Annotated in this window: 12 protein-coding genes; 8 read left to right on the plus strand and 4 right to left on the minus strand. The window is 59.4% G+C overall.

Features of this window, described 5'->3' with window-relative positions; genetic code table 11:
- The first annotated feature begins 69 nt into the window (after positions 1 to 69).
- The 3 genes from folX to ACIOZM_RS29885 all read left to right on the plus strand — a co-directional run bounded on the left by folX (position 70) and on the right by ACIOZM_RS29885 (position 1,137).
- A complete protein-coding gene (gene folX, locus ACIOZM_RS29875; protein WP_007914273.1) occupies positions 70 to 441 on the plus strand; it encodes a dihydroneopterin triphosphate 2'-epimerase in 372 nt (123 codons plus the stop codon).
- 68 nt (positions 442 to 509) lie between these two features.
- On the plus strand, positions 510 to 806 hold the full coding sequence (locus ACIOZM_RS29880; RefSeq protein ID WP_401220832.1) for a DUF1244 domain-containing protein: 297 nt from the start codon (positions 510 to 512) through the stop codon (positions 804 to 806).
- Complete coding sequence (locus ACIOZM_RS29885; RefSeq protein WP_401220835.1) at positions 799 to 1,137, plus strand: HopJ type III effector protein; 339 nt, start codon at positions 799 to 801, stop codon at positions 1,135 to 1,137. Before ACIOZM_RS29880 ends, ACIOZM_RS29885 begins: the two co-directional genes overlap by 8 nt.
- Positions 1,138 to 1,321: 184 nt before the next feature.
- On the opposite strand, the gene trxB is transcribed toward ACIOZM_RS29885, so the two are convergent.
- Positions 1,322 to 2,284: a thioredoxin-disulfide reductase gene (gene trxB / locus ACIOZM_RS29890; RefSeq protein WP_401220838.1), complete on the minus strand. Its 963-nt coding sequence runs from the start codon at positions 2,282 to 2,284 to the stop codon at positions 1,322 to 1,324.
- A gap of 311 nt (positions 2,285 to 2,595) precedes the next feature.
- Here trxB and cysZ point away from each other — a divergent pair, with 311 nt between their 5' ends.
- Together cysZ and ACIOZM_RS29900 are read left to right on the plus strand one after the other, a co-directional pair.
- Positions 2,596 to 3,348 (plus strand): sulfate transporter CysZ, encoded by a 753-nt coding sequence (gene cysZ, locus ACIOZM_RS29895; protein WP_401220841.1) that lies wholly within the window; start codon positions 2,596 to 2,598, stop codon positions 3,346 to 3,348.
- Between the two features lie 43 nt (positions 3,349 to 3,391).
- Positions 3,392 to 4,591, plus strand: a complete 1,200-nt coding sequence (locus ACIOZM_RS29900) for a glycosyltransferase family 4 protein (RefSeq protein ID WP_401220844.1) — start codon at positions 3,392 to 3,394, stop codon at positions 4,589 to 4,591.
- 134 nt (positions 4,592 to 4,725) lie between these two features.
- Here ACIOZM_RS29900 and ACIOZM_RS29905 read toward each other — a convergent pair whose 3' ends face one another.
- The 3 genes from ACIOZM_RS29905 to ACIOZM_RS29915 form a co-directional block, all read right to left on the minus strand.
- Positions 4,726 to 5,829, minus strand: a complete 1,104-nt coding sequence (locus ACIOZM_RS29905) for an NADH:flavin oxidoreductase (RefSeq protein WP_401220847.1) — start codon at positions 5,827 to 5,829, stop codon at positions 4,726 to 4,728.
- Between the two features lie 189 nt (positions 5,830 to 6,018).
- Entirely contained in the window at positions 6,019 to 6,501 is a 483-nt protein-coding gene (locus tag ACIOZM_RS29910) for a glutathione peroxidase (protein ID WP_401220850.1), read from the minus strand.
- Between the two features lie 121 nt (positions 6,502 to 6,622).
- On the minus strand, positions 6,623 to 7,108 hold the full coding sequence (locus ACIOZM_RS29915; protein ID WP_401220853.1) for a peptidylprolyl isomerase: 486 nt from the start codon (positions 7,106 to 7,108) through the stop codon (positions 6,623 to 6,625).
- Here ACIOZM_RS29915 and ACIOZM_RS29920 point away from each other — a divergent pair.
- The 3 genes from ACIOZM_RS29920 to ACIOZM_RS29930 are packed head-to-tail and all read left to right on the plus strand — an operon-like array spanning position 7,077 to position 10,469.
- Complete coding sequence (locus ACIOZM_RS29920; protein WP_401220856.1) at positions 7,077 to 7,403, plus strand: DUF3565 domain-containing protein; 327 nt, start codon at positions 7,077 to 7,079, stop codon at positions 7,401 to 7,403. The two genes, ACIOZM_RS29915 and ACIOZM_RS29920, sit on opposite strands and share 32 nt — an antisense overlap.
- Positions 7,404 to 7,463: 60 nt before the next feature.
- Complete coding sequence (pta, locus tag ACIOZM_RS29925) at positions 7,464 to 9,563, plus strand: phosphate acetyltransferase (protein WP_401220859.1); 2,100 nt, start codon at positions 7,464 to 7,466, stop codon at positions 9,561 to 9,563.
- The gene (locus ACIOZM_RS29930; RefSeq protein WP_401220861.1) at positions 9,564 to 10,469 is read left to right on the plus strand and encodes an acyltransferase; all 906 of its coding nucleotides are present in this window, start codon (positions 9,564 to 9,566) and stop codon (positions 10,467 to 10,469) included.
- The last annotated feature ends 187 nt before the right edge of the window (positions 10,470 to 10,656 follow it).

A 10,656-nucleotide genomic window follows, 5' to 3' on the forward strand; every position in this document is an offset into this window, starting at 1 on the left:
CACGGCGCGTCCCGCGAGTCGACCAACACCCGTCAGCAGTCCCTGCAATGGATTCGCCCTAGCAAGTAAATGCCACAACTTCAGCCGGGAATGGCGCGCATCCGGGTCAAGGATCTGCGCTTGCGCACCTTTATCGGGATCAACGAGGACGAGATCCTCAACAAGCAGGATGTGCTGATCAACCTGACCATCCTGTATGCCGCGCAGGAGGCCGTGCGCGACAACGATATCGACCATGCGCTGAACTACCGCACCATCACCAAGGCAATCATCGCCCACGTGGAAGGTAATCGTTTTGCGCTGCTCGAACGCCTGACCCAGGAGCTGCTGGATCTGGTGATGAGCAACGGTTCGGTGTTGTACGCCGAGGTCGAAGTCGACAAGCCGCATGCGCTGCGTTTTGCCGAGTCGGTATCGATCACGCTCGCCGCCAGCCGCTGAGCGTGTCTGGCGCATTGGCCGCCAGACTTTTATCATCCGCACCACGATTTGACTGCACAGAGCCCATCATGACCGAGCAACAACGCCTCGAACTCGAAGCCGCCGCCTTCCGCCGGCTGGTCGCCCATCTGGACAGCCGCAAGGACGTGCAGAACATCGACCTGATGAACCTTTCCGGGTTCTGCCGCAACTGCCTGTCCAAGTGGTACAAGGCTGCCGCCGACGAGCGCCAGATTGAGGTCAGCCTCGACGACGCCCGTGAAGTGGTTTACGGCATGCCGTACGCCGAGTGGAAAGCCCTATTTCAGCAAGAAGCCAGCGCCGAACAACAAGCGGCGTTCGCCAAAGGAAAACCCGATGCCTGATCTGAATACCCTGCGCGCCAGCCTCAATAGCGGCGAACACGCTTTCGCCGACACCCTGGCCTTTATCGCCGACGGTTACGACTACCAGCCTCAAGCGTTCAACAACGGCGGCGTGGAAAACGCTGCCGGGCAAAACGAAGGTTCGTGCAAGACCCTCGGTCTGGCGCTGCTGGAAGGCTTGAGCGATGAAGAAGCGCTGCTGGCTTTCGGCGAACATTACCGCTCGGTAGTGGCAACACCTGAAGGCAGCGACCACGGCAACATCCGTGCGCTGATCGCTCACGGCCTGGCCGGTGTGAAATTCACTGCCCAACCCCTGACTCGCCGCTAAATTCAGCGGCAAAGCCATTCCCCTGTAGGTGTGAGCCTGCTCGCGATATCGGTGTATCAGTCGACTCATGTGTTGAATGTAAAACCGTTATCGCGAGCAGGCTCACTCCTACGTTGGGGCTGCGGCGTCAGTGAATAACGGGCATAAAAAAACCGGCCGAAGCCGGTTTTTTTGTGTCTGCGATTTAGAACGAAGCGTTCTGCAGACCATCCAGGTAACGCTCGGTGTCCAGTGCAGCCATGCAGCCGGCACCGGCCGAGGTGATCGCCTGACGGTAAACGTGGTCAGCCACGTCACCAGCAGCGTAGATACCTTCGACGCTGGTCGCGGTAGCGTTGCCGTCACGGCCGCCCTGCACTACCAGATAACCGTCTTTCAGGGTCAACTGGCCTTCGAACAGCGAAGTGTTCGGGGTGTGGCCGATGGCGATGAACACGCCGTCGACGGTGATTTCGTCGAAGCTGCCGTCGTTGTTCTTCAGACGCGCGCCGGTCACGCCCATGTTGTCACCCAGCACTTCGTCGAGGGTGGCGTTCAACTTGAGGATGATCTTGCCTTCGGCTACGCGAGCGTTGAGCTTGTCGATCAGGATCTTCTCGGCGCGGAAGGTTTCGCGGCGGTGGATCAGGGTCACGGTGCTGGCGATGTTGGCCAGGTACAGGGCTTCTTCAACAGCGGTGTTGCCGCCGCCGACTACAGCCACTGGCTTGTTGCGGTAGAAGAAACCGTCGCAGGTTGCGCAGGCCGAAACGCCTTTGCCCATGAATGCTTCTTCCGACGGCAGACCGAGGTAACGGGCGCTGGCGCCGGTTGCGATGATCAGTGCGTCGCAGGTGTAGGTCGCGCTGTCGCCGGTCAGGCTGTACGGCTTGGAAGCGAAGTCCACGGCATTGATGTGATCGAAAACGATCTCGGTTTCAAAACGCTCGGCGTGCTCGCGCATGCGCTCCATCAGCACCGGGCCGGTCAGACCGTGGACGTCGCCCGGCCAGTTGTCGACTTCGGTGGTGGTGGTCAGTTGACCGCCAGCCTGCATGCCGGTGATCAGCAGCGGCTTGAGGTTGGCACGGGCGGCATAGACGGCGGCGCTGTAACCGGCAGGGCCGGAACCGAGAATAATCACTCGCGAATGACGGACTTCAGACATGACCTGCTCCTGTTGACCGCGCCGAAAACCATGCGCGGAACGCCGGGCTGCCGGCGGTAATAAAAAAGGACCGTAGAAAACCTTGGGGAAGGCTTGAGCTCGACAGTCCTGTAAAAAGTTGGGTGCAGCGTATCGAGGGGGGCAAGATTAAGGAAATACGGTTTAACAATCCAGCTCATAGGTGGTCTCTATGCCGACACACTGACGAGATGGACGTCTTTGTTACAGTGAATGTCGATCGCTCTGCCGCGCTTTCGCAGGTTGTGCAAAGTCGGTAAGGTCGGCGCGTTTTCCCTTGCTCGGAGCACCGTATGCCCGCACCCGCTCTCTCTGGCCCGCAATATTTGCGTGAAGGCCTCAAACTGGTTCTCAGCCCGGGCCTGCGCCTGTTCGTGTTGCTGCCGCTGGCGATCAACCTGGTACTGTTCGTCGGATTGATCTATCTGGCCGGCCACCAGTTCAGCCTGTGGGTCGACACCCTGATGCCGTCGCTGCCCGACTGGCTGAGTTTTCTAAGCTACATCTTGTGGCCGCTGTTCGTGGTGCTGGTCGGACTGATGGTTTTTTTCACCTTCACCATGCTCGCCAACGTGATCGCCGCACCGTTCAACGGTTTTCTCGCAGAGAAAGTCGAAGTGGTCGTTCGTGGCACCGACGACTTCCCGGCCTTCAGCTGGGGCGAACTGATCGCCATGGTGCCACGCACCCTCGCCCGGGAAATGCGCAAGCTCGGCTACTTTCTGCCACGCGCCATCGGCCTGTTCATCCTGTCGTTCATCCCGGTGGTGAACATCGTCGCCGCACCGCTGTGGCTGTTGTTCGGCGTATGGATGATGGCGATCCAGTATATCGACTACCCGGCGGACAACCACAAACTGGGCTGGAACGAAATGCTCGCCTGGCTGCGCCAGAAACGCTGGCAGAGCATGAGCTTCGGCGGCATCGTTTATCTGGCGCTGCTGATTCCGGTGGTCAACATTCTGATGATGCCGGCTGCGGTGGCCGGTGCGACGTTGTTCTGGGTGCGTGAGCGTGGTGCAGAGAATCTAGTCGCCCAACGCTAAACCGACAGTCACAAATCCATCATCCGAACGTCACAGCGTCGACATGGCCTCAGCTGACACTGAGGTCATGACGACAGCTCTACATATCACCCTGATCAGCGAAACCTTCCCTCCGGAAATCAACGGCGTGGCCAATACCCTTGGTCGTTTGTGCGATGGATTGCGCGCGCGCGGGCATCAGGTGGAGCTGGTGCGGCCGCGCCAGGGCGGCGATCCGCAGCGTTGCGAGGATGATGCGCTGTTGTTGTGCCGGGGCTGGCCATTACCCGGTTATCCGGGGCTGCAATGGGGGCAGTCGTCGATGCATAAACTGCTACGGCGCTGGAAGCGTCATCGTCCTGATGTGCTCTACATTGCTACCGAAGGCCCGCTCGGCTTGTCGGCATTGCGTGCGGCGCGGCGTCTGGGGATTTCGGTGGTGAGTGGTTTTCACACCAACTTTCAGCAATACACCAGCCAGTACGGTCTGGGCTTGCTGACGCGTTTGCTCACGCATTACCTGCGCTGGTTTCACAATCGTTCGAGCATGACCCTGGTACCGAGCATCAGCCAGCGGCTGGAGCTGGAGCGGCGGCACTTCGAACGTTTGGCGTTGTTGTCCCGAGGTGTGGACAGCCAATTGTTTCACCCGACCAAACGCATGAACGCATTGCGTGAGCAATGGGGTCTGTCCGAGCAGGACGTGGCGGTGATTCATGTAGGACGGCTGGCCCCGGAAAAGAACCTTGGCTTGCTTAAACGCTGCTTTGAAAAGCTGCGCAGCACTTATCCACAGCGCAATCTGAAACTGATTGTGGTCGGTGACGGGCCGCAGCGTCTGGCGCTGGAAAAGGAACTGCCGGAAGCGATTTTCTGTGGTTCACAGCGGGGTGAGGCGTTGGCGGCTCACTACGCGTCGGGGGATGTGTTTCTGTTTCCAAGCCTGACCGAAACCTTCGGCAATGTGGTGCTGGAAGCCTTGGCCTCGGGCCTTGGTGTGGTGGCTTACGATCAAGCGGCGGCGGCGCAACACATTCGTCATGGCTACAACGGTGTGTTGGCGATGCCCGGGGATGAAGAGGCGTTTTGCGACGCGGCGGCGTGGTTGCTGGAAGTGGATGAGACGTTGCGTTGTGTGCGGCTGAATGCGCGGCAGCATGCGAGTCGTCAGGGTTGGGCGGCCGTTATCGAGCAGTTTGAAAGCCATCTGCGTGGGGCTTGTGTGGGTGAGCAGGTTGTTCCGAATGCTCAGACATTGCCTTAGGTTTTTGGTGACTTTGAGGCCGTCATCGCTGGCAAGCCAGCTCCCACAAGGATTTACAGCGAACACAAATTTTGTGTCACACGGAACTCCTGTGGGAGCTGGCTTGCCAGCGATAGCGCTAGTGAGATCGCCGTTTAAACCAGCGTCATCAACGCCTCACGGCTGAACGGCAGAATGTCCTGCTCGCGGCCTTCACGCACTTTCAGCGCCCAGTCCGGGTCGACCAACAGAGCACGCCCCACCGCCACCAGATCAAATTCCTCTTTGTTCAGCCGCTCCAGCAGGTTCTCCAGACTGGCCGGTTGCGCGACCTTGTCGGTGTTGACCATGAACTGCAGGAACTCGCCATCCAGCCCGACGCTGCCCACGGTAATGGTCGGTTTGCCGGTGAGCTTGCGCGTCCAGCCAGCCAGGTTCAGCTCGGAGCCATCGAATTCCGGCTCCCAGAAACGTCGCGTCGAACAGTGGAAAATGTCTACGCCAGCCTCGGACAACGGCTGGAGAAACTCGCCCAACGCTTCGGATGTTTGCACCAGACGCGCGGTGTAATCCTGCTGTTTCCACTGCGAGAATCGGAAGATAATCGGGAAACCTTCACCGACCGCCGCACGCACCGCCTGAATCAGTTCGATGGCAAAGCGCGAACGGTTAGCCAGACTCCCGCCGTATTCGTCGGTGCGCTGGTTGCTGCCTTCCCAGAAGAACTGGTCGACCAGATAACCGTGGGCACCATGGATTTCCACGCCGTCCATGCCGATGCTTTGCGCATCTTTGGCAGCCTGGGCGAAGGAAGCAATCACGTCCTGGATGTCTTGTTTGCTCATGCCGTGCACCACGACCTGACCGTCCTTGAGTTTCTCAGACGGGCCGTAACCCGGCACGCTGGCGTCCGGCTCGGTGCCGATGCGGCGCACACTGCCGACATGCCACAACTGCGGAACGATTTTACCGCCTTCAGCGTGAACCGCATCGACCACTTTCTTCCAGCCGGCCAGCGCCGCTTCGCCGTAGAAGTGCGGCACGTTCGGGTAACCATTGGAGGCGATATGGCCGACGGTGGTGCCTTCGGTGATGATCAGGCCGACACCCGCCGCCGCACGACGACGGTAGTACTCGATGACTTTGGAGTTCGGTACGCCGCCCGGAGAAAAGGAGCGGGTCATCGGCGCCATGACCACACGGGTCGGCAGTTCGAGGGCACCGAGGTGGAACGGTTTGAACAAGGCTTGGACGGGCATCGTGAAGCTCCACTGAGAATGGCTTTATGACGGCGATAATATGGATGCTCGCGAGCAATGAACAGCACTATTGATTTAAGTGATTAAGGATTAGAAACGAAAAGATCGCAGCCTGCGGCAGCTCCAACAGGAAATACATTCCTATGTTGGAGCTGCCGCAGGCTGCGATCTTTTGATCTTGCTGTGTTCTCAGCTCAGCGCTTTCTCGATCGCTTGCACGATCGTTGGATCATCCGGCGCCGTGCGCGGCGAGAACCGGGCGAGTACCCGACCGTCCTTGCCGAGCAGAAACTTTTCGAAGTTCCAGGTGATGTCACCCGGGAATTCCGCGCCCTCCCCCGCCAGCAGGCGGTAGAGCTGATGGCGATCATGGCCGTTGACTTCAAGCTTGCTCGACAACGGAAAGGTCACGCCATAGTTGAGGCTGCAGAAATCCTGGATTTCCTGTTCGGTGCCTGGTTCCTGACCGGCAAACTGGTTGCACGGCAGGCCCAGCACACTGAAGCCTTTGCCTTTGAATTGCTGATAGAGGTTTTCCAGCGCCGCGTACTGTGGGGTCAAGCCGCATTTGGAGGCGACGTTGACCACCAGCACGACGTGGCCCTTGAAGGGCGCCAGCGGTAGCTCCTGACCATCCAGGGCTGTCAACTTAAGGTCGTGAAAAGCACTCATGACGAACTCCAGATTCCCGTTTTCTACTCGAAACAGCCGCTTGGTGACGCCACCACGGACAGCCACGGACTAAAAAGGCGCCCGCAGGCGCCTCTCCAGTACTCGAAGCTTAGCGCAGAAATCAGTGCTGATGGCCACCTTCGCCATGGACGTGACCATGAGCGATTTCTTCCTGGCTGGCATCACGGATATCAATGATCTTCACCTGGAAGTTCAGGCGCTGGCCGGCCAGAGGGTGGTTGCCGTCAACGGTGACGTCGTCGCCGTCCAGGTCACGGATGGTGACAATTTGCATTTGGCCGTCTGGCGCGGATGCGTGGAACTGCATGCCGACTTCCAGTTCGTCAACGCCTTCGAACATGCTGCGGCTCAGCGTGCTGACCAGTTCGGCAGCGTATTCGCCGTAAGCGTCTTCAGGTTCAACGGCTACGGTCAGCTCGTCGCCGACTGTTTTGCCTTCCAGTGCCTTTTCCAGGCCCGGGATGATGTTACCTGCGCCTTGCAGGTAGACCAGCGGCGCGCCGCCGGCGGAGCTGTCGATGACCTCACCAGCGTCGTTGGTCAGGGTATAGTCGATGGAGACAGCCTTATTGGCGGCGATCAGCATGGGGCGAGACCTTTTGCAGAAGAATATAGAAAGGCCAAGTTTAGCGAAGCAATCGCTCGAAAGCGAACACAACCCGGACAAACGGGATTCGACGATTACCGGCTTTCATCAGGACGAGGACGGTCACTGGGTCGCCGAACTTTCCTGCGGGCACACCCAGCACCTGCGTCATCAGCCGCCATGGCAAACGCGGGCGTGGGTGCTGGACGCCGCGCAACGTATTGAAAAAATAGGCCAACCCTTTGCCTGCGGTTGGTGCGCACAAGGCTCGGTTAGCGCTAACCTTGGCGACTGAATTTCGGCAGATCGTCAGAGATAGATGATCGCCATTGCCATGCACCCTTAGAGAATCCGCATGCAAACTTTTTTTATCGCACCCACCGATTTTGGTGTGGGTCTGACCTCCATCAGCCTCGGGCTGGTGCGTACGCTGGAACGGGCGGGACTGAAAGTCGGTTTCTTCAAACCGATCGCCCAGCCGCATCCGGGCGACACCGGCCCTGAGCGTTCCACCGAACTGGTGGCGCGTACTCACGGTTTGAAACCGCCGCAGCCGTTGGGTTTGGCGCACGTCGAACGAATGCTCGGCGACGGCCAGCTCGATGAGCTGCTCGAAGAAATCATCGCCCTGTACCAACAAGCTGCCGTTGGGAAAGACGTGCTGGTGGTGGAAGGCATGGTGCCGACCCGCAGCGCCAGTTACGCCGCCCGGGTCAATCTGCACCTGGCGAAAAGCCTCGATGCCGAAGTGATTCTGGTCTCGGCCCCGGAAAACGAAGTGCTCGCCGAACTCTCCGGTCGCGTGGAATTGCAGGCGCAGTTGTTCGGTGGCCCGAAAGATCCAAAAGTCCTCGGCGTGATCCTCAACAAGGTCAAGACCGACGAGAGCATGGAGGCTTTTGCTACGCGTCTCAAGGAGCATTCGCCGTTGCTGCGCAGCGGTGATTTCCGTCTGCTCGGCTGTATTCCATTCCAGCCGGAACTCAATGCGCCGCGCACCCGCGACGTTGCCGATCTGATGGGCGCCCAGGTGCTCAACGCCGGTGATTATGAAACCCGGCGCATGACCAAAATCATCATCTGCGCGCGCACCATGCGCAACACCGTGGAACTGCTCAAGCCCGGCGTGCTGGTGGTGACCCCGGGCGACCGCGACGACATCATTCTCGCGGTCAGCCTCGCGGCATTGAACGGCGTGCCGCTGGCCGGCCTGCTGCTGACCAGCGACACCCTGCCCGACCCGCGCATCATGGACTTGTGCCGTGGCGCGTTGCAGGCCGGTTTGCCGGTGTTGTCGGTGAGCACCGGTTCCTACGACACCGCCAACCTGCTCAATGGCCTGAACAAGGAAATCCCCATCGATGACCGCGAGCGCGCGGAGATCATCACTGACTTCGTCGCCAGCCATCTCGATGCCAACTGGCTGCATCAGCGCTGCGGAACGCCACGGGAAATGCGTCTGTCGCCAGCGGTGTTCCGTTATCAGTTGATCCAGCGCGCCCAGGCAGCCAACAAGCGCATCGTCCTGCCCGAAGGCAGCGAGCCGCTCACCGTGCAGGCGGCGGCGATCTGTCAGGAGCGCGGCATCGCTCGTTGCGTGTTGCTGGCCAAACCCGAGGACGTCGAAGCCGTCGCGCGCGCGCAAGGCATCGTGTTGCCGCCGGGGCTGGAAATCCTCGATCCGGATCTGGTTCGCGACCGCTATATCGAGCCGATGGTCGCCCTGCGCAAAAGCAAAAGCCTGAATGCGCCAATGGCCGAGCAGCAACTGGAAGACACCGTGGTGATCGGCACAATGATGCTCGCGCTGGACGAGGTCGACGGGCTGGTTTCGGGCGTGATCAACACCACTGCCAACACCATTCGCCCGGCCTTGCAGTTGATCAAGACCGCACCGGGTTGCACGCTGGTGTCGTCAGTATTCTTCATGCTGTTTCCCGAGGAAGTGCTGGTCTATGGCGACTGCGTGATGAACCCGCATCCGAGTGCCGTGGAACTGGCCGAGATCGCCCTGCAAAGCGCCGATTCGGCTGCCGCATTCGGCATTACCCCGCGAGTGGCGATGATCAGTTATTCCAGTGGCGAGTCGGCCACGGGTGAAGAAGTCGAGAAAGTCCGCGAAGCCACCCTGCTTGCGCACGAGCAACAGCACTCGCTGCTGATCGACGGGCCGTTGCAGTACGACGCCGCCGCCAACCAAGACGTGGCCCGACAACTGGCGCCGAACAGCCAAGTGGCCGGTCGCGCGACGGTGTTCGTGTTCCCCGATCTGAACACCGGCAACACCACCCACAAAGCCGTGCAACGCAGCGCCGACTGCGTCAGCCTCGGTCCGATGCTTCAAGGCTTGCGCAAACCGGTGAATGATTTGCCGCGTGGCGCGCAGGTCGATGACATCGTTTACACCATCGCCTTGACCGCGATTCAAGCCGCCAACCGACCTATGGATGTGTAAATGCTGGACTTCCTCCCTGCCCCTTTGCGCGGCGTGATCGCCGCGCTGCTGCTGGCGCTGAACACGATTCTGCTGTGCTCGTTTCTGTTTTGCGTGGCGCTGATCAAGGTGCTGCCATTCGACCTCGCCCGACGTGCTTCGCTGTGGCTGATGAGCCATACCCACGAAGCGTGGATCAGCAACAACAAAGCCTGGATGAACCTGGTGCGACGTACGCGCTGGCACATCAGCGGGCTGGAAGGTCTCGACTACCAGCACTCGTACCTGATCACCAGTAACCATCAGAGCTGGGTCGATATTCTGGTGCTGCAATACGTGCTCAACCGCCGCATCCAGCCGCTGAAGTTTTTCCTCAAGCAAGAGCTGATCTGGGTTCCGGTGATCGGTCTGGCGTGGTGGGCGCTGGGCTTTCCGTTCATGAAGCGCTACTCCAAGGCCTATCTGCAAAAGCACCCGGAGAAAAAAGGCAAAGATCTGGAAACCACCCGTAACACCTGCGCGAAGTTTCGCGACAACCCGGTGGGAATTTTCAATTTTGTCGAAGGCACGCGTTTCACCGAAGGCAAGCACGCGCAACAGCAGTCGCCGTTCAAATACCTGCTCAAGCCCAAGGCCGGTGGTATTGCGTTTGTGCTGGATGCGATGGGTGAGCAACTGGAATCGATCGTCAACGTGACGATTCACTATCCGGGCGGGCGTCCGGGTTTCTGGGATTTGCTCTGCGGCAATGTGCGCGACGTGGTGGTGCACTTTGAAGAATTGAAAATTCCGCAGCAGTTCATCGGCAAGAACTACGATCAGGACGGCGAATATCGCCTGCAGTTTCAGGGCTGGATCAATCAGTTGTGGCAGGACAAGGATGCGTTGCTGGAGCAGATGCACCGCGAGTATCCAGCGAAGCCTTGAGGCGTCTGTTACGGCCCCTTCGCTGGCAAGCCAGCTCCCACAGGTTTCTTGGCCGAACACAATATTTGTGTTCACTGAAGATCACTGTGGGAGATGCACCGCGAGTATCCAGCGAAGCCTTGAGGCGTCTGTTACGGCCCCTTCGCTGGCAAGCCAGCTCCCACAGGTTTCTTGGCCGAACACAATT

The sequence above is a fragment of the Pseudomonas sp. NPDC087346 genome (genome assembly GCF_044744235.1).
GTDB lineage: Bacteria > Pseudomonadota > Gammaproteobacteria > Pseudomonadales > Pseudomonadaceae > Aquipseudomonas.